Annotated in this window: 17 protein-coding genes; 8 read left to right on the forward strand and 9 right to left on the reverse strand. The window is 48.7% G+C overall.

The window, feature by feature from the left end; all coding sequences use genetic code 11:
- Nucleotides 1–103: 103 nt before the first annotated feature.
- The 4 genes from H3M12_RS05505 to H3M12_RS05520 form a co-directional block, all read right to left on the reverse strand.
- Complete coding sequence (locus tag H3M12_RS05505; RefSeq protein WP_182151025.1) at nucleotides 104–1,432, reverse strand: Nramp family divalent metal transporter; 1,329 nt, start codon at nucleotides 1,430–1,432, stop codon at nucleotides 104–106.
- Between the two features lie 467 nt (nucleotides 1,433–1,899).
- Nucleotides 1,900–2,931, reverse strand: a complete 1,032-nt coding sequence (locus H3M12_RS05510) for an IS30 family transposase (protein WP_004270929.1) — start codon at nucleotides 2,929–2,931, stop codon at nucleotides 1,900–1,902.
- A 77-nt stretch (nucleotides 2,932–3,008) separates the two neighbouring features.
- Nucleotides 3,009–3,284 (reverse strand): TetR/AcrR family transcriptional regulator, encoded by a 276-nt coding sequence (locus tag H3M12_RS05515; protein ID WP_233449229.1) that lies wholly within the window; start codon nucleotides 3,282–3,284, stop codon nucleotides 3,009–3,011.
- A gap of 170 nt (nucleotides 3,285–3,454) precedes the next feature.
- The gene (locus tag H3M12_RS05520) at nucleotides 3,455–4,735 is read right to left on the reverse strand and encodes a YhgE/Pip domain-containing protein (RefSeq protein ID WP_182151026.1); all 1,281 of its coding nucleotides are present in this window, start codon (nucleotides 4,733–4,735) and stop codon (nucleotides 3,455–3,457) included.
- A 157-nt stretch (nucleotides 4,736–4,892) separates the two neighbouring features.
- Here H3M12_RS05520 and H3M12_RS05525 point away from each other — a divergent pair, with 157 nt between their 5' ends.
- Nucleotides 4,893–5,444 carry a TetR/AcrR family transcriptional regulator gene (locus tag H3M12_RS05525; protein WP_129032701.1) on the forward strand — a complete coding sequence of 184 codons (552 nt, stop codon included), beginning with the start codon at nucleotides 4,893–4,895 and terminating at the stop codon, nucleotides 5,442–5,444.
- A 485-nt stretch (nucleotides 5,445–5,929) separates the two neighbouring features.
- Here H3M12_RS05525 and H3M12_RS05530 read toward each other — a convergent pair whose 3' ends face one another.
- The 4 genes from H3M12_RS05530 to H3M12_RS05545 all read right to left on the reverse strand — a co-directional run bounded on the left by H3M12_RS05530 (nucleotide 5,930) and on the right by H3M12_RS05545 (nucleotide 9,455).
- Nucleotides 5,930–6,307, reverse strand: a complete 378-nt coding sequence (locus tag H3M12_RS05530; RefSeq protein WP_129032700.1) for a hypothetical protein — start codon at nucleotides 6,305–6,307, stop codon at nucleotides 5,930–5,932.
- A gap of 123 nt (nucleotides 6,308–6,430) precedes the next feature.
- Nucleotides 6,431–7,240, reverse strand: coding sequence for a sugar-phosphatase (gene yidA / locus H3M12_RS05535; protein ID WP_182151027.1), 810 nt, complete (start codon nucleotides 7,238–7,240; stop codon nucleotides 6,431–6,433).
- Between the two features lie 6 nt (nucleotides 7,241–7,246).
- Nucleotides 7,247–8,611, reverse strand: coding sequence for an HD domain-containing protein (locus H3M12_RS05540; RefSeq protein ID WP_129032698.1), 1,365 nt, complete (start codon nucleotides 8,609–8,611; stop codon nucleotides 7,247–7,249).
- A 13-nt stretch (nucleotides 8,612–8,624) separates the two neighbouring features.
- A complete protein-coding gene (locus tag H3M12_RS05545) occupies nucleotides 8,625–9,455 on the reverse strand; it encodes a lipoate--protein ligase family protein (protein ID WP_129032697.1) in 831 nt (276 codons plus the stop codon).
- 213 nt (nucleotides 9,456–9,668) lie between these two features.
- Here H3M12_RS05545 and H3M12_RS05550 point away from each other — a divergent pair, with 213 nt between their 5' ends.
- The 5 genes from H3M12_RS05550 to H3M12_RS05570 all read left to right on the forward strand — a co-directional run bounded on the left by H3M12_RS05550 (nucleotide 9,669) and on the right by H3M12_RS05570 (nucleotide 14,546).
- Nucleotides 9,669–10,109 carry a DUF1934 domain-containing protein gene (locus H3M12_RS05550; RefSeq protein WP_182151053.1) on the forward strand — a complete coding sequence of 147 codons (441 nt, stop codon included), beginning with the start codon at nucleotides 9,669–9,671 and terminating at the stop codon, nucleotides 10,107–10,109.
- 44 nt (nucleotides 10,110–10,153) lie between these two features.
- Nucleotides 10,154–10,816, forward strand: a complete 663-nt coding sequence (gene rpoE, locus H3M12_RS05555) for a DNA-directed RNA polymerase subunit delta (protein WP_129032695.1) — start codon at nucleotides 10,154–10,156, stop codon at nucleotides 10,814–10,816.
- Nucleotides 10,817–10,989: 173 nt separating this feature from the next.
- Nucleotides 10,990–12,597, forward strand: a complete 1,608-nt coding sequence (locus tag H3M12_RS05560) for a CTP synthase (RefSeq protein ID WP_129032694.1) — start codon at nucleotides 10,990–10,992, stop codon at nucleotides 12,595–12,597.
- Between the two features lie 311 nt (nucleotides 12,598–12,908).
- On the forward strand, nucleotides 12,909–14,195 hold the full coding sequence (locus tag H3M12_RS05565; RefSeq protein WP_129032693.1) for a UDP-N-acetylglucosamine 1-carboxyvinyltransferase: 1,287 nt from the start codon (nucleotides 12,909–12,911) through the stop codon (nucleotides 14,193–14,195).
- Between the two features lie 99 nt (nucleotides 14,196–14,294).
- Complete coding sequence (locus H3M12_RS05570; RefSeq protein WP_129032692.1) at nucleotides 14,295–14,546, forward strand: type B 50S ribosomal protein L31; 252 nt, start codon at nucleotides 14,295–14,297, stop codon at nucleotides 14,544–14,546.
- A 175-nt stretch (nucleotides 14,547–14,721) separates the two neighbouring features.
- On the opposite strand, the gene H3M12_RS05575 is transcribed toward H3M12_RS05570, so the two are convergent.
- Nucleotides 14,722–16,104 carry an amino acid permease gene (locus H3M12_RS05575; RefSeq protein ID WP_129032691.1) on the reverse strand — a complete coding sequence of 461 codons (1,383 nt, stop codon included), beginning with the start codon at nucleotides 16,102–16,104 and terminating at the stop codon, nucleotides 14,722–14,724.
- A 120-nt stretch (nucleotides 16,105–16,224) separates the two neighbouring features.
- Between H3M12_RS05575 and mmuM the strand changes: the two genes are divergently transcribed.
- The gene (mmuM, locus tag H3M12_RS05580) at nucleotides 16,225–17,172 is read left to right on the forward strand and encodes a homocysteine S-methyltransferase (RefSeq protein WP_129032690.1); all 948 of its coding nucleotides are present in this window, start codon (nucleotides 16,225–16,227) and stop codon (nucleotides 17,170–17,172) included.
- A gap of 645 nt (nucleotides 17,173–17,817) precedes the next feature.
- Entirely contained in the window at nucleotides 17,818–18,939 is a 1,122-nt protein-coding gene (locus H3M12_RS05585) for a 5-methyltetrahydropteroyltriglutamate--homocysteine S-methyltransferase (protein WP_129032689.1), read from the forward strand.
- Nucleotides 18,940–18,965: the final 26 nt, after the last annotated feature.

Genomic DNA, 18,965 nt, shown 5'->3' on the forward strand with positions numbered 1-18,965 from the left:
ACTTTGTTTAGTCGCTTATAAGAAGAGGTCTTCATAACCTTTTTGCTAGATCTTGTGGTCTAGTTGACTAGTGTTGCACTTCGATTTTAAATCGGGGCCCATGTCAAAAAATCTGAATAATTAAATATATATTTAAGAGAATTAGGATACTTGTTACCGTCCATGCAGAAATTTTTACCCAAGTGGGATTGACAAATCTCTTACCCATTAACCCTGTACTATTAGTCAATTTGACAAGTGGAATAACGGCGAAAGGAAGTGCAATACTCAGAAAGACTTGGGAAAAGGTCAATAGTGATTCAAGCTTAGCTTCATTTCCATGAAAGTAAATGGCGAACGCCAATACTGGCGTTACTGATAGTAAGCGTGTTATTAACCTTTGTGCCCATAAAGGCATCTTTAATCTAATAAAGCCCTCCATGATAACCTGGCCTGCCAAAGTTCCAGTAATTGTTGAACTTTGACCTGACGATAATAGAGCAACCGCAAACAACATACTTAAAAATGGGCTAGCTATTGAGCCAACAACTTGTTTGTCGCTCAATGCATTAAATAGATCAACAAAATGCCCTAGATTACTGTCTTTACCATAGAAAAGGGCAGCGCCCAAAATTAATAATAAGCAGTTTACAATAAATACAATTATTAATTGGGTATTGGAGTCAATCGTACTAAATTTCAATGCCTTTGCTATGTCGTTATCATTTTTCCGATCAACTTTTCGAGTTTGTGAAATGGAAGACCCTAAATATAAATCATGTGGCATAACCGTTGCCCCCACGATTCCTAATGACAGATACAACATGGAATGATTTTTTAAAATTTTCATTTGTGGAACTAAGCCTGTCAATACACCTAAGGGATCTGGTTTTGAAAGAAAAACTTCATACATGAACACTAATAATATGACTAATACAAGCGTGGCAACTATTACTTCAATCTTCCGAAAACCAAGCTTCATTAGAATTAAAAGGAGCAAAACATCTGTAGCAGTTATTAAAATACCGACAACTAATGGAATTCTAAACAACAACTCTAACGCTATTCCGGATCCGATTATTTCCGCAACATCAGTTGCCATAATAGCCAGCTCAGCAATAATCCACAAAATGATTCCAGCTGACTTAGATGTCTTCTCTCGTGTCAGCTGCGCCAGGTCCTTGCCAGTCACAATTCCAAGTTTTGCAGACATAACTTGCAGTAACATGGCAATCAAACTTGACAATAATACTACAGACAATAATGCATATTTATATTTCGCTCCTCCAGCAATGGACGTGATCCAATTACCGGGGTCCATGTATCCGACCGTTATCAACGTACCTGGGCCCATATATGCAGCCATTGTCTTCCAAAAACCTGCGTTTTTTGGTACATGGATGCTACCATTTATTTCATCTAAGCTTTTATTTTCCTTATTTACGAAGTTCATATCTATGTCCTCTTTTCTTTGTACAGAAATTTGGCTTTTCGCATAGAAATTCCCCAATTTAAATATGGCAAGTTTTAGAATCAAGTTAGTCACTTGGACAAATCGTTTGATTGAAAGAGTGATGTGATGACAAAATCTGCATTAAGATTAAGATCAGTAATCGTCATGCTAGTATTCAAGGCACTCCATAAACCGCCAGCACAAAATTCGAAAAAAATGGATTGCTGGTTTGAATTGAGATCTTGCCAATTAGAGCTTTCGGTTAAGTTGATAATATCCAATAGTTTGAGCGCAATTAAACGATGTACCGTGTATGAGAAAAGCTCGTAATTTTGTAAAACTTGTCGACGATTTTTGTTGTCAAACCAAAATTTGAAAAAATCCCCAAATTGCAAGAACAAATTAGCCACACGACAAATCCTATTAAATCAGTATTTTCATTAATATTCATATTTTATGGACTTAACTTAACCGGCGGAAGCAGCGGAGAAAAGCTCTTTGGGTGTTTGATAGCCAGTTTGCCGGCGCGGTAAATTGTTTAGCTTTGACTCAACTGCTTGGATATCATGAGGACCCAAAATATCCATGGATAGACCCTTGGGTACATCGCGGCGGATCATTCGATTATGCGCTTCGTTAGTCCCACGCTCAGAGGAACGATATGGATGGGCATAATAAAGGTCAGCGACACCGGTAAGTACAGCGCCAACTTCCGAGAACTCAGCGCCATTATCGGCAGTAACTGACTTCATGATTGATCCGTATTCTTGACAGATCTTGGCCAGCTCATAGTTGACTGAATCGGCATCACGACCATCGATCAAACGTAGAATTTGGCAGCGGGATTGACGCTCGATCAGCGTTAAGATCACACTCTCTTGACCGTTGCGCTTGCCCACCACGGTGTCCAATTCGAAATGGCCGAACTCTTGGCGCTGGTCGATACTTTTAGGCCGTTCATCAATACTCCGTCCGGCCAGACGCTTGTGCTTGATCGAGTGATGATGTTTGGCACGGTGGCGCGTTTTTTCGAGTAGATCAAGATTGCGGACTTCAAGTAACTGGGCATCAATATAGTGGTATAGCGTCTTGGTCGAGACCATCTCCTCAGGCTGATATAAGCCTTCAAGTTTGGCCCGTCCTACTGCTGCATCAGGCGACCAACCATCTTGACGCAAATGAGTCGTAAAATAGTCGATAAAATCAGCGACACCGACGAGTTTCAAAGGTCGATGACAGTGGGCTCGATTAGCTTCGTACTTAGCTTGTGCTGTTTCTGGTGAGTATACAGCGTAATATTGGCGTTGACCATTCACTTTTTTTACTTGGTCGATCTCGCCGCGGCACAATTCATTATTGATTGTTTGATGACAAACATTAAGCGCTCTGGCAATTGCACGATTGGAATAGCCTTGGCTGTGCAGCGTAGCAATTCTGCCTCGTTCAAACGAAGTTAGGTGCTGACCTTTTTTTCTGACTGTGGTATTCTGTTCTTGCATCAAGACAATAACCTCTTTCATTGTTTGTGTAGGAACATCAATGATAACAGAGATTTGTCTTGGTGTTTTTTATTTTATCAATTAGCTAAAAGTATTTGGCTAACTTGATTATAAAACGCGCGCACTGGAGCTTCTTTCAATATTCCGATAAAATCATTTGCAGAATTGTCCAAAAAGCCTTCAATGATTTTTTGGGTGGATGAGTAGTGACGATAAAATGTTTTTCTAGCTACCCCTGACTTTAAGCAAAGTTGTGTAACGGTAATGCCGTCGAGTTTTTGGCCATCCGCAATTAAATCAAATAAATTGTTTACCAATTTAGCATCAGTTAGTTGATATTGTTCTCGTGACATTTACGTTATCCCCTTTCATCAAAACCCTTTAGGAAGATAAATGATCATTTGTTGAATCAAATAGTGGCAAACCAGGGATATGCTGACCACACAACCTGGTTTAACCACTATTCATGTCTTAACTTCGTTTTTACTAAGTTCAGGATGGTTAAAAGAGTTGGAAATAAATTTTACGCTAAGCTGTCTGCTTTCCGTTTCTTAATGAGAGTAGAGGCATACATGACAATGATTGAAGCGATGCCAATGTACAGCAAGCTCAACATTGAAGATCCAGTGATGGATGCATCTGTAATATACATCTGGTTAAGAATAAGATCATAGGCAAATCGAATTGGCGTAATATCATAAACGTAATTATGATAGAAGGGACTCAGCATTTGTGGAATGAAGGTAATGACTGCCATTGAACCAATCCAGATAATCAGCAATAGGGGCCATCCTTTTAGTCCAAGCAAATCGAGTACAGCTGACTGCAGGAGATAGAAAACAAATGAGATACCACCAATCAGCAATAGAAATTGTTCTGGATCATGAATTGGGACGGCGTAGCAAACTTTGGTGAAGAAGTAAACTGATACCGCAATCGCAATCGCAATCACAATTGCGACCCCTGAAATTAATTGACTTGTGACACTAGTTAATGAGAGGCGACCATCACGCCGTTTCTTCTCATTCTTACTATGGTCGCGCCAGTTCAGCAAACTCGCAATCAGACTGCCGAGCCAGCAGAAGATGGTGACTAAGAATGGCGCCATACCACTTACTTCCTTGGTTGAAACCTTATTACGTTTGATAAGCGTTGCGTGAATTGGTGTTTGCAATTTAGACCAGTCTTGTGGGGAGAGCGTTAGCCCTGATTTATTTGCAACGGTGATATATTTGTTAGAAATCTTCTGATTGAGACGATCAGTCATCTTTGGAAGGGCAGTCGTCAAAATGTTTGCAACAGTAACGTTACTTCCTTGACTGATGTATAAAGATACTTTTGCTTGTTGGGGAGTTTTCTGGGTTAATGAATTGGCTAAGACTTTTTGTTGCTGGAATGGTGCCGTCTCAGCCGCCATTGGCGTTTTAACTGCCAGTGCGTCTAGTTTCTGAGTGATGATCTTACCTTTCAAATAGTCTGTTTGTTGATTGATAGCTTTAGTAAATCCTGAATGAATGACAACAGCCCCGTAGTATTTTCCGGATGCAAAACCTTTAGTGAGTTCACTCGTGTGGGTTACATTGACCCATTTGATTTCAGAATTTTTCTTACGACTCTCTTTCCGTAATTTCTTCACCACATTCTTAGCATCTTTTCCGTTATCGTTGACGACTAAAGCTAGTGGTAAATGCCGAACCTTAACTGTGCTTCTAGCGCCAACTTGTGCAAAGGCAAATAATCCAATTAATATAGTAGCGACTAACATGCAGATCCAGATACTTTTTCTCTTAAATACACTGACCATGTTCATTACCCCCTTTTTTATTCTATGGGTAGTTTAAATTAATGTTGAAATTAAAAACATGGCCAAATTAATCTGATTTGTGTCTTAATGCTCCAAAGAGCAGTAATATGAGCCGTAAGGTTACAGAATTGACAGAATTGGTAATGGGGGATTCGATATGACGGATTTTAGAATGAAAAAAACTGACGATGTTATCACAAAATCATTTGTTGACCTAGTCATAGAGAATGGTTTTGATAAGGTTACCGTTAAGGATATTGCACTCAGATCTATGGTTAGTCGTAAAACGTTCTATTTACATTATGAGGACAAATTCGCACTGACAGATGTCATATTACAAGATATTCTGACGTGGCTTGATGAGGCCTTGAAAAAAAAGGTATTACTCATAAATCAGGGAATTGTCTTAAGTGACGCATTTAGTGAACTAGAACCGGAACTTAGACAATTAATGAGATATTGGAGCAGACCGATAAACGCGATAATGACAATTCCACAAGCTAAAATGCGACTAATGGATGGTATTAAAGATACTTTAAGTAATAATCTACAGACAGCTCTCAAACGTCCAGAGTCAGATTTGGAAATAAATGTTATTGGTGGCGTAATGTTAGGGATGATAAGCTATTACTTGCAAACAAATGACTTTCCATCAAGCAACGAAATTCATCAATTATCAGACACGCTTAATTTGATATTTGGAACGTAGCATCGGTCAGCCACATCTCTTTTACAATTACATTTTACCGAAGCGTTTCGTTTCACAGTAACTAATGCAAACATGGATTGAACTGAGAATTGACGCTTATCGTTGACCATCTTCATCTGGCAGACTTGACCACGCTTCGACTCATTATTGAAGGGTTACCAGCACCTAATTACTGGGCAATCGCCTGATTGGAAGTTCTTTCATTGTGTCGTACGAAGATTTCCCCATGTTCGAACCGTTAAATGGATAGCCCGTGATATGTTAAGCTGTTCTTGGTCCAAGCTAAAAGATCGCTTTTATGGGGTGTTTTAGGCACGCCAATTTAGTGTGATATATGGCCTTCGTAGAGAAGATGTCGGGATAAGCCACCAATCGTTAAGCGTAGGCCGCTTGGCTGCTGATGGCTAGTCGAGATGAGATGCGACCAAAATGGCGTTGGTGACAAGTCGTCACCAACGCCATTTTAGTTTGAATTTCAGGACTAATTACCGGTAAAGGTTCATTTTGTGGCCGTCGAGGGTTACCCGGACGTGGTGGCGACTGATAAAGTGCCAGTTGCCCGCCGTGGTGATAGTTTTGCCGAGTTCGAATTCGTACCCTCTAAATTTGTAGGTGTGGCGGCCGACTTTTTTGTACTTCAAGTGGGTTAAATGCGGGTCATTGTCATTGAGTACGAAGAGTTTGTGGGTAATATGTAACGAGTCATACATACCGCCTTTTGGAGAGTTACGCTTGTCCGTCCAGGTGCCCCGAGCAATCTTGGGAGCGCCCTTATGCCAGGTTGCCGCCTGGGCCGTTGTCCCCGGAACGGCCAGTGGGGCGACTAATAACACAGTGACTGCTGCCAATAAAACTTTCTTCATAATATCCATCCCCTTGATAGTTTTGAACCGTCTCAAATATACCCTTATCCGCACGAAAAAACCATCCTAACCGGTAATCGGCGGATGGTTTTTAAATGACTCGTTAAGCTATTAATCGGAAGGTTACTTGAGGGCGTACTTGCGAATCGCCGCAGCAACCCCGTCTTCCGCGTTGGTCAGGGTGACCGCATCGGCGGCCTGCTTAACGTCGTCGATGGCATTGCCCATGGCGACCCCTAAGCCGGCGTATTCGATCATGGTCAAGTCGTTGCCCTGGTCGCCCAACGTCATGATGTTGTCGGCGGTGAGTCCTAATTTATCGGCCAAGCCCCGCAGTGCGTTGCCCTTGCTGGCGGCCTTATTCATGACTTCGATAAAGAACGGGGTACTTTGAACCACGTAGTATTTATCGCGGAAGTCTTGGGGAATCAATGGCTTGATGCGGTCGATGTCCTTTGCTTCGGCCACGTACATGGCCTTAGAGATGGTGACGTCGCGCGGCATTTCACTGACTTCGCGGTAACGAATCAACATCGTGACCAGGTTGCTTTCAAAGATCGTGTAGGGACTGATGTTCTTGTTGGCCGTGTAGATGTAGTCGGGCGTTTCGATTTGGAAATTAACGCCGACCTTGCGGGAAAAGGCTTCGAGGTCGATGTAGTCGTCGAAGGTCAACGAGTGGTTGATCAAAATATTGCCGGTCACGCTCTGGGCAACGGAGCCGTTGTAGGTGATGGCGTACTGGTCGTCACCGCTGATGCCGAGTTTCTTGATGTAAGGCGCCACACCACTGAGCGGCCGCCCACTGCACAGGACTACCTTGATGCCTTGGGATTCGGCGGCTTTGACGGCGTCGATCGTGGCGGGAGCCAGTTCGTTGTTTTCGTTGAGCAGGGTGCCATCGATGTCAATTGCAATCAGTTTAATCGTCATGAAAGTTTAGTTCTCCTTTGGTTGAATCAATTGGTTGTTCTGGATATAGCGACTGAAATCGTCGTAGATGGGCTGGAAGAGTTCCGGCGCGCTTTGGTCCGGCATCAGCATCTCCTTGGGGAAGAAGAACCGCTGGTCACCGGAGAACTTGCCCCGTAAGGCATTGACCAAGTCCGAGACCGTGGACAGTTCAAGCAACGAGCCATCGGGTTGTTGAATCTCGATTTGGGTCAACGGGTGGGCCACTTTAGGGTCGTAAGCGTCGTCATAAGGCAGGTCGTAGCTGTTGTCCGTCGCCGTGTAATAGTCGGTGTTGAAGCCCGCCGATGCAATCAATTGGCGCAAAGGGGCAATCAGTGGCTTGGTCTCGGGCGTGTAAGCGACGCTCTTCAGGGGCTTACGGTCCAAGAAACGGTGGGCCAGGTCGGCTAAGATGTCGTCGGGCGACTGGCGCCAGTGCGTAAAGTAGGTGGTCAAAACACCGTCGTCGAGGTACAGGTAGTCCTGCAGGTCGAACTGGTGGTTGAAAAAGGGCAACAAGAGGTGTGGAACGAAGCTGTCGTCACTTTGGCCGCTCTGGTACAAGTAGTTGGCCCGGGCCAACAAATGGTCCAAGATGACTTCCATGGCCCGGGAGACCGGGTGAAAGTAGATTTGCTGATACATCTGAAAGCGACTCATCACGTAGTCTTCGACCGCGTGCATCCCGTTCATGGCAAAGGCAATCCCGCCACGGTACGGCCGCATGACCCGCAAAATCCGGGTTAAATCGAAGGTTCCGTATTGGGTGCCAGTGTAGTAGGCGTCACGCAAGAGGTAGTCCATCCGGTCCGCATCGATTTGACTGGAAATCATCTGGACCACCTGGGGATTCGGGTAGGTCTTTTGAATCACGCTGGCGACTTCTGCCGGAAAGGTCGGGCTGACTTTGCGCAAGACCTGATTGACCTCGGTGGTCGGTGACGTGAGAATCTCCGCCGTGATGGCCTCGTGGTCGGTGTGGAAGATGTGCTCGAAGGTGTGCGAGTACGGGCCGTGACCGATATCGTGGAGCAAGGCCGCACACAACGCGGTCAGGCGTTCGCGGTCGTCCCAGCCGCCATCTCCTGGGGTAGTCGTCGGGTAGTTGCGTTGAAAGTTATCGCAGATCTGCCGGGTGATTTCGTACACGCCCAGGCAATGGGCGAAGCGGTTGTGTTCCGCCCCGTGAAAGACCAAGGATGCCGTCCCCAGTTGTTTGATGCGCCGGAGCCGTTGAAATTCACGGGTGTTGATGAGGTCTAAGATGACCTGGTGACGGACATAAATATAATTGTGAACGGGATCGCGCAGCACCTTTTCGTGGGGCAACAAAGCGGTAGCGTAGGACAAAGTGAAGACCTCCTTACAGATTTAGGCGGGGTTGGCGCCGGGCCATTTGGGCCGTGGCGTGGGCCAGCGCTGTGGTGAAGCGGGGTTGTGTTAACAGACTTGCTAATTTGGCGCGCCCGACCCGAACGCCGGCTTGCTCACAAGCCTGGATGAAGCGGTGTTGCGCGTCCGCTAAGGTCACGGGTTGCCCCAGCAAAGCGGCCGTGGTGGTCATGCTGGCCGGGTCGACGTTTGGAAAGTGCCACTGGTTGGGCTGACCGGCCAAGCCGGCACGGTAAAAGTCCTGGATGGCTCGGCCCCGACTGGGTTGATCACCGGTCACACTGAGGTAGAGCATGGTGACCAGCGCGTGGGCGTTGCGGCGCTGTGAGATACCGGCGATTTTTTGCCCGGCGACGCTCAGATCGTAATCGCCCGGGCAATACGAGCGGGTGATTTCCCCGGCCGTGATGGTCAGTTCGGGCCAGGCTGCTTGGACCAAGGCCAACATCTGCGCGTAAGCGGCGTCGACACTGATCGGTGGGGTGGTCAGCGGACTGAACAGCGACACGTTGAGGACGCCCTCATCCGCAATCACAGCCAGGCCACCGGAGTTACGCAACACCCAGTTGTACCCGTGACCCTGGACTTGACGAATGGCGGCGGCCAGGTCAGGCAGACGCTGATCTTTCAAGCCTAAGATGACGGTCGGGGGCATCTGCCAGAAGTGTAGGATGGGTTGCCCCAGTTCGGTAACAAAGTCGAGCAGGGCGTTGGTGTAGCCGAACGCTTGGTTCTTTTGGCGAGCGGAGATTGGCGTGGTCACCGTTTGGAGGGCGTTCGCCGAAAACGTCAAAGCGGACATGACACGGGCCTTCTTTCCTGAAAATCTCTATCTTCTTATTATACTAGAAATCAAGCGCGCCGTCAGGCCGGACGGTAGCTTTGGTGGGGTCGGCTTTCACCGTCATACCAGGGGAATGAAAGCTCATAAAATGAAAAAGGGAATTTGTAGGTTTTTACCACTAAATGAACTATAATTGAACTTGATATGAGTAATAGAAAGGAAGGACCGATGATGGAGCAACTTTCAGCGGGCGTTCCAGTCGCCATTCACTTGGAAACCCACATTAAACAGGACCAGGATGTCTCGGATTACCGCTTAGACGTGGACGGTCAACTGGTACAAGTGGGTGCCAACATGTATCTGCGGTATTTGGAACCCAATCAAGAAACGGGCAAACAAACGCCGGTGACCATGAAGTTCACTCCCGACGGTAAGATTCACCTGACCCGTAACGCCGAAGCCGAATTACGGCTCCACTTTGTCAGTGGCAAGCGCGTGACGGCGCGGTACCGGACCCCGTATGGCATCATGCCCATCGAGACGGTGACCCCGTATTTGGAAGCCGATTTTCAGGAACGGCCCTTCAGCGGGAACATTAAAATTGACTATCTCCTCTATGCGGGCGAACAATTAGTCGGAAACTACAAGATTAGATTGCAATTTACGGCGTAAGCGAGTATTATGTTTCGTAGACTGTGGAAAGGACGTGCACCGGTTTGGAATTAAAAGTCTTTGAGGGCCAGAACAAAAGTGAATTATCAATGATCGAGGTTGCTCACGCCATTTTATCGCAACACGGCGACGTGATGGCGTTTGCTGATTTAGCTAACGCCGTCCAAACGTACTTGGGCGACAGCGATAAGGTGATTCGGGAACGGCTATCCCAATTCTATACGGATTTGAACGTTGATGGTAGTTTCATTTCTCTGGGTGATAACCTTTGGGGACTGCGAACTTGGTATCCGTTCGAATCCATCGATGAAGCGACGGTCCACGCCGAAGATGACGAGGACCAACCAAAACGTAAGAAGCGCAAGAAGGTCAACGCCTTCTTAGCCGATACCACCGACGACGATGACGTGATCGATTACGATGACGATGATCCCGAAGATGATACGGATGCGACTTACGCCAACGATGACGATGACGACGATGCGACTGGCAACGGCGCGGCTTCGTTGGACAAGTTACAGAACGGCTTAGGTCTGGAAAACGATGATGAAGAAGACGGGACGGAAGAGATTCCGGACGGTATCGAAGATCAGTTATCCCAGATGGATGCGCCTGACGATGAAGAAACCGACAATTTAGATTTCTCCGCCGATGACGACGAAGCCGATGATGATGACGACGAGGAAGACGACGATTCCAACAAGTAAGTTGTGGATTTAGCCTTGACTTAAGTCAAAAAAGCAGGTACTATGTTTTTTGGGCTCCTTGCTACTTGTAGTAAGGACAACTGAACGGTTATCTCCCTATTCCAACGAATAGGGAGCTTTTTATTTGTTTCAACCGTAGACGACCCTAAATAATCTTACAAGGGAGCTAGACAATGACCAAATATATTTTTGTGACTGGCGGCGTGGTTTCATCATTAGGCAAGGGAATCGTGGCGGCTTCATTAGGCCGACTGTTGAAGAACCGGGGCCTGAACGTAACCATTCAGAAATTTGATCCTTACATCAACGTGGACCCAGGAACGATGAACCCGTACCAACACGGGGAAGTCTTCGTTACCGATGATGGGACCGAAACGGATCTAGACTTAGGTCATTACGAACGGTTCATCGACAATGATTTGAACAAATACTCAAACGTCACGACTGGTAAGATTTATTCGGAAGTCTTGGAAAAGGAACGCCGGGGCGACTACTTAGGCGCCACGGTCCAAGTCATCCCACACATCACGGGGATGATCAAGGAAAAAATCATGCGGGCCGGCAAAACGCTCGGTGCAGACTTTGTGATTACCGAAATTGGTGGGACCGTCGGGGACATCGAATCCCAACCCTTCCTGGAAGCCATTCGGCAGATGAAGAGTGAAGTCGGCGATGAAAACGTGGTCTACATCCACACCACGTTGGTCCCGTACTTAAAGGCTGCTCATGAAATGAAGACCAAGCCAACGCAACATTCCGTCCGGGAACTGCGTAGCATTGGGATTCAACCTAATATCTTGGTCGTGCGGACAGAACAACCCATCACCGATGCCATGCGTCAAAAGATTGCGTTATTCTGTGATGTGAAGCCTTCGGCCGTGGTCGAATCGCGGGACGTGCCGACGATTTACTCGATTCCGTTGCGCTTACAGGAACAGGGCTTTGACCAGTTGGTCTTGGACCACTTCAAGGTCAACGCACCTAAGGCGGACATGCAAGATTGGTCCAAGATGGTGGACCACATGCAGAACTTGAAGCGGACCATCAAGATTGCCTTGGTCGGCAAGTACGTGGCCTTACATGACGCCTACATTTCGGTGGACGAAGCCTTACAACACGCCGGTTACCCGGTCGATGCCAAGATTGACTTAGACATGATCGACGCCGAAAAGATTACGCCAGACAACGTGGCCGACCTGTTGGGTAACGTCGATGGTATCATCGTCCCTGGTGGCTTCGGTGACCGGGGCATCGAAGGCATGATCACGGCCATTCGTTACGCCCGTGAACAGGATGTGCCATTCTTAGGGATTTGCCTGGGGATGCAGGTGGCTAGCATCGAATTTGCCCGCGACGTCCTAGGTTATAAGGACGCCAACTCGACGGAAATGGACCCCGATACGCAACACAAGATTATTGACCTGATGGCTGATCAAGCCGACGTCCACGAGATGGGTGGAACCCAACGGTTGGGCCTGTACCCGTGCAAGTTAAAGCCGGGTAGTGTCGCGGCCGCGGCTTACGACAACCAGGACATCATCCAGGAACGGCACCGGCACCGGTACGAATTCAATAACCAGTACCGCGCAGAAATGGCCGCTAAGGGCCTGGTCTTCTCCGGAACTTCACCGGACGACCACTTGGTCGAAGTCATCGAACTGCCGAACAAGAAGTTCTTCGTGGCGGCACAATACCACCCCGAATTCCTCTCCCGGCCGAACCGACCAGAAGGCTTGTTCCGTGACTTTGTCGCAGTTGCCAGCCAAACGGCCAAAAACTAACCTGTCTCAAGATAAACTAACTGAAGTCACGACGAGCCGAGAAGTTACTTCTCGGCTCGTTTGTGCCTTTAAAGCCCATGGTAACGGCCAAGGCTTCTCATGTCTTTCTCATGAAGTTGCCATTTAGTGGACCCATGGAATCGCTTTACATGATTTTTAGCCGGTTAGGGAGCGTTTTCTAGCGTCAATATATTACAATTTTGCTGAAATCCCTGGAAACGGTTGTCTTTTTGCCGCGCATTATTTATCATTAAAGCTGACTGTAATGGAGTCATCTATGAGAGATAAATTTAAGCGAGGATCGCATCACGATGAAAAAAATGATTATACACGGCGGCCAACGGTTAACCGGTGAGGTGACCATTGGCGGTGCCAAAAACAGCACAGTCGCACTTATCCCGGCCGCGATTCTAGCGGACACGCCGGTTCGTTTCGACATGGTTCCGGATATCCTGGATGTGCACAACCTGATGCTGATTTTAAAATCGATGAACGTCCATTCGACGTTCCAAGATGGGGTCTTGACCATTGATCCAACGGAAATCGTGGAGGCCCCACTTCCTAGTAAAGCCATTAAAAGTTTGCGCGCGTCCTATTACTTCATGGGCTCATTGTTGGGCCGGTTCCAACGCGCAACGTTAAGTTTCCCCGGCGGTGATAACATCGGTCCCCGGCCAATCGACCAGCACATCAAGGCCTTCAAGGCGTTGGGCGCCACGGTTAGCGAGCGAGATAATACGGTGCACATTACCACGGGTCCGGCAGGTTTGCACGGGGCCCGCGTCTTTTTAGACGTGGTTTCTGTGGGGGCCACTATCAATTCAATTCTGGCCGCCGTTAAGGCTGAGGGCACCACGGTGATTGAAAATGCCGCCAAAGAACCCGAAATTATTGACTTAGCCACGTTTTTGAACAACATGGGTGCTCACGTGCGGGGCGCCGGGACCGATGTGATTCGCCTCGAAGGGGTCAGCACGTTGCGGGCGATGAATACCCACACCATCATTCCGGACCGGATTGAAGCCGGGACCTATTTGTCGATGGCTGCGGCCGTCGGTGACGGGGTGGTCATCAAGAACGTCATTCCCGAACACCTAGAAGCCTTTACGGCGAAGATGATCGAGATGGGCGTAAACTTAGAGATTGGCGAAGACAGTATTTTCGTGCCCCATACTGAGCACTTAAAGGCGATTAAGGTCAAGACCATGCCCTTCCCGGGGTTTGCGACGGATTTGCAACAGCCACTGACACCGCTGTTGATGTGTGCGCAGGGGAGCAGTACCGTGATTGATACGATTTACCCCAAGCGCATCAAGCACATTGCCGAGTTGCGGAAGATGGGGGCTCACATTCGCTCGGAAAACGATATGATTATCGTGGATCCATCCAGCAAGTTAGAGGGTAGCGAAGTCCAAGCCGGTGAAATCCGGGCGGGTGCCGCGTTGGTTATCGCCGGTTTGATGGCGCAAGGTACCACGGTCATCGACAATGCTGACAACATTTTGCGCGGGTATGACCGCATCGTTGAGAAATTAACGGGGCTGAATGCTAGTGTGAGTATTAGTGTCGCAGCCTTAGTCGAAGACGTTCAAGATTAACATTGATGAGGACACCGTTTCATGCTATAATGTGACGGTTGACGATTAAAATCAATCTCTGGTCCATAGAGGGGTCAGGGCAAAAGGAGCGTATTTATTATGAAAACAGGTATCCATCCAGATTACCACCAAGTTGTCTTCCAAGATTCCAGTACTGGTTTCAAGTTCATTTCTGGTTCAACGGCAACTTCTGACGAAACCATCGAATGGGAAGATGGCAACACCTACCCATTGATTCGGGTTGAAGTAACGTCTGACTCACATCCATTCTACACGGGTAAGCAAAAGTTTACTCAAGCCGATGGTGCGGTCGACCGGTTCAACAAGAAGTATGGTCTTACCAACAACTAAACCGAATTTTAGAGGTCATCAGCTTTTGCTGGTGGCTTTTTTTGTGCCATCAAGTCATGTAAAACTAGTTGTAGGCAATTGGCGATGCAACAGGACTCGCCTGCTAAGAGCGGGAACAACAAAAAGCCCAGGTTGCTTCCGCGGGCGGGAAACGAACCTGGGCTTATAGATGGCGTTAATGATTAGCCCGGTGCTTTTTGAGGTGTTGACTCACGTAGTAGCCCAGATAACAGAGGACCACGAATGGAATCGTGTAGTACAAAGCGATTCGTTGATTGGGATCGAACCAGATCAGCAGGCAGGACAGACCACTCAAAATAAAGGCGAGCCAGGGAATCAGTGGGTAACCAGGCGTTTTGTATGCCAACTCGTCCAGTGAGTGCCCGCTTTTAAGGTAGGCCTTGCGGAAGTTGATCTCGGATAGCGCGATGGCCATCCAGACTAGTACAACGGCCAATCCCGAGATGGAAACCAGGACCAGGTAGACCGAACCGGCCGCGTAAATACTAGACAACAGGGCCAAAATCCCGCCCAGCATACTGGTAATCAACGCAATCAGTGGGACCCCACGCCGGGTCGTCTTTTTGAAGACTGCCGGAATCGTGTGTTCATTGGCCAGTGACCAGAGCATCCGCGTGGAGGCGTACAGCCCGGAATTAGCGGCCGACATGATGGCCGTTAACACCACGAAGTTCATGAGGTCGGCCGCGTAGGGAATCCCAATCGATTTAAAGACCAGCACGAACGGACTTTGCGTGACACCGGCCTGTTTGTACGGAATCAAAGCGGCCATGACGAACATACTGCCGACGAAGAAAATGATGAGCCGCCAGAGCGTGGTGCGGATGGCCGTTGGAATCGTCTTAGCGGGGTTCTTGGCCTCACCGGCCGTGATGCCGATCAGTTCGGTCCCCGAAAAGGCAAAGTTCACGGTCAACATCGTGGTGAAGACACCGCCAAAACCGTTGGGGAACCAGCCGTGCGCGTAATAGTTAGTCAGAAACGGCGCACTGCTGTGGCCGTGTAGCGGCAGTAGGCCGACCATCGCCAACCCGCCCAGAATAATGAACGCGACGATGGCGATGACTTTGATGCTGGCAAACCAAAATTCTGCTTCGGCAAACCAGCGGACCGATAGCGCGTTAACGGTGAAGATGACGACCATGAACAGCAGGCTCCAGATCCAGGTCGCCACGTGCGGGAACCAGTTTTGCATGATCAGTCCAGCTGCGGTGAATTCCGACCCTAGGGCAATCGTCCAGGTCAGCCAGTAGAGGATCGCGACCGTAAAGCCGGTCCCCGGTCCGATGTAGCGCTTGGCATAAACGTGAAATGCCCCGGTGTAGGGCATCGCAACGGCCAGCTCACCCAGACATAGCATCACGAGGTAGACCAGTAGGGCACCGACCGTGTAGGCAATCAGGGTCCCAATCGGGCCGGCCTGATGAATCGTATAACCGGAACTTAAAAACAGTCCCGTCCCGATTACCCCACCTAAGGAGATCATCAACACGTGACGGGGCTCCATTTGGCGGTTTAAATGGGTTTCTTTTGACATGGTACAAAGGCCTTCCTTACTTGCAAGATTTCGTTGATTAGCCTAAGATGATTAAAATAGAATGAGGAAATCGACAATGCTATAAGAATAACATAAGTCACAGGTAGAGAGGAAATTTAAATGCAGGATTTAACACTGAAAACTTTATTGGATCAAGGCCCGGTCGTCTTAGACGGCGCGATGGCCACGGAACTCGAAAAGCGCGGCGTAGCGACCGATAGCGCGTTATGGTCGGCCACGGCAATGCTCGACCACCCAGACGCGATTGCGGCGGTCCATCAAAGTTATTTTGCGGCCGGTGCCCAGATTGCGATTACTAATACTTATCAGGCCAACGTACCGGCCTTCGTGAAGGCGGGCATTGCCGCCAAAAAAGCGCGGCAGTTGATTCAACAGGCGGTCCAGATTGCTAAGGACGCCCGGGCCGATTACGCGGCTAGTCACCCTGGATTTCAGGCTGTAATTGCTGGCAGTATCGGGTCCTACGGGGCTTATCTGGCAGATGGCAGTGAGTACACTGGCAAGTACCATTTGGAACCGGCGGCCTACCAGGAGTTTCATCGCGAACGCCTTGATTTGATCACGGGGGTCGGGGTCGATTTGATGGCCTTGGAAACCATGCCGAAACTAGAAGAGGTCCAAGCGTTAGTTGATCTGCTGACTAAGACACACCCGCAACAAAAGTTCTGGGTCAGCTTCAGCATTGCCGACCCGCAAACGCTGTGTGATGGGACGCCACTGGCTGAGGCGGCGCAGTGGGTCGCCCAGCAACTCAACGCGGTGGCGGTCGGTGTCAACTGTACGGCTTTGGAAAACATTACGCCCGCCCTCAAAACGCTGGCTTCAGCTGTTGATTTGCCACTGATCGTGTACCCGAATTCGGGCGACCAGTACGACCCTACGACCAAGACCTGGCAACGGACCGCTCGCAGTCACCAGTTCGATGATTACGTCGGGGATTGGTTGGCCAATGGCGCACAAATCGTCGGTGGCTGCTGCCGGACGACGCCGCACGACATTGCGACGGTCAGTCGGATTATGCGGCAGGCGGAGGTTACGGACGAGTAGAGTTCAGTCGTGAGATAAATATTATTAAAGATGCTGATAAAGCTTCAATTCATTGCTGAATTGAAGCTTTTTTTCGTGAAATTTAGACGAACTAGGTGACCTGATGGTTTAGAGATTAGTGACGACCAGATAGTAATAATGGGCCGACCGCTCAGCCAGTGTTGAATCGCCAAAAATAAAAATATTTTTAATGGGGCCTAACGTGAGTGTTGGCGAGCGAGGAGCGCGAGAAAATGAGCTTGCAAGGGACGGTGTTTTTTGTGGCACGGCTTGACAAGTTCGCGAATAAGTTTTAAATTGATGACATTCAAATGAGATAGCAATGAAAATTGAATGATAGTTCGCGGTGAAAAGATGAGTAGCACTGGCCGGCATGCCAAGAGAGCCCAGGGGTGATGGAACTGGGTGATGTCGTCAGGGTGAAGAATGGTCTTTGAGCGATAGGTCGTTGAGCCCTTGCGGTGAGGCGGTCTTGGCCTGGTTCCCATTATCCAACCCGAGTATAACTCACGTTGTACTTTGTAAGTTATCCGGTGTGAGCCGGGTAAGAATTAAGGTGGTACCGCGACAATCGTTCGCCCTTGACTAGTCATAGTCAAGGGCGTTTTTTTATGGCTTGATCATCAAAAAGGAGGATGTTGCATCATGACTGTACAGACCCAAATAAAATTTCCTAACCGTTTCGATATTGTGGGGAGCTTCTTACGCCCCGAACGCCTCAAGCGGGCGCGTGCCGCTTACCAGGCGGGGGACTTAGACCGCGTCGGGTTAACCCAAGTGGAGGACCAAGAAGTCGAACGGTTAGTCAGCAAGGAAATCGACCTGGGCTTAAAGGACGTGACCGATGGCGAGTTGCGGCGGAGCTGGTGGCATCTGGACTTTCTGGCCGGGTTGACCGGGGCCGAGTTCTTTACCCCGGCGCACGGGTTCATCTTTAATGGCCAGGAAACGCGTAAGGGCGGTATTCGGATTACCGGCCCCTTGCAATACAACCCCGACCACCCGTTTTTCCAGGCCTTCACCTACCTGAACGGCATCGTGCCCCAAGGCATTACAGCCAAACAAACGATTCCGAGTCCGTCAGTACTATTCCCCAACGAAGCGGCCGAAATCTTTGACGAGTACTATGACCATGATTTCGACGCCTTCTTAGCCGATGAGATCAAAGCCTACCAGGACACCGTCCAACACTTTTATGACTTGGGTTGTCGCTATCTCCAACTCGACGACACCTCCTGGGGGATGTGGGCCAGCTTTTCCGATAAAGTCATCAAACCGGAATTAAAGCCCCTGTGTGAAGCGGCGGTCAAAGCCATCAACGCGATTGCCGACAACAAGCCGGACGACTTGACGCTGACCATGCACGTCTGTCGGGGCAACTACGATTCCAATTGGGCGGGGGCCGGCGCCTATGATCCGGTCGCCGACTACCTGGCGCAGTTGCATATCGATGGCTACTTTTTGGAATACGACGACGAACGCTCCGGCGGGTTTGAACCGTTAGCTAAGATTGCGGCTAACGGACGGGACCAGCGAATCATCTTAGGCTTGATTACCACCAAAAAGCCAGAATTGGAAGCCGCCGCGACCTTGACCACCCGTCTTAAACAAGCCAGCCAGTATGTGCCGTTAGACCAATTAGGGTTGTCACCACAGTGTGGGTTTGCCTCCACGGAAGAGGGCAATCACCTGAGTGCCAACGACCAGTGGCGCAAGGTCACGTTGACCGTTAAAACCGCCAAGAAAGTTTGGGGCGCCCAAGCGTAAGTCGCAACTGAAAAACACCATTTGAG

It is taken from the genome of Levilactobacillus suantsaii (genome assembly GCF_014069315.1).
Classification (GTDB): domain Bacteria; phylum Bacillota; class Bacilli; order Lactobacillales; family Lactobacillaceae; genus Levilactobacillus; species Levilactobacillus suantsaii.